This is a genomic window from Jeotgalibacillus sp. ET6 (assembly GCF_029667115.1).
In the GTDB taxonomy this organism is placed as follows: Bacteria; Bacillota; Bacilli; order Bacillales; family Jeotgalibacillaceae; genus Jeotgalibacillus.
The window spans coordinates 1-245 of the sequence record NZ_JARUIU010000226.1; the positions used below are offsets into that span (position 1 = coordinate 1).

Annotated in this window: 1 pseudogene; it reads left to right on the forward strand. The window is 40.4% G+C overall.

The features are described 5' to 3' along the window. Window positions 1–96: 96 nt before the first annotated feature. Window positions 97–183 (forward strand): annotated as a pseudogene (locus P6709_RS20195) (hypothetical protein); the annotation flags it as partial. Between the last annotated feature and the right edge of the window lie 62 nt (window positions 184–245).

The window sequence follows — 245 nt, forward strand, 5'->3', positions numbered from 1 at the left end:
ATCAGCTCATTACAAGTGCTCCTGCAGCATTAAAGCTCTCAAATTGAATGACAATGGAATAAAACAAAAAGTCGAACGGGTGGAAAACACGCTGAAGATATATCGCAGTCCGGAAAAAGCGCGTGCAGAGTAAATGGAAAGCTTGTCACGATTGCGCTGTTAAGAGAAGTAGACTTTTTGGTATCATCAAGGGTAACCGAACGCCGATAATTGTTAATTACTGAGGTTTCAAGGATAATTAAGTC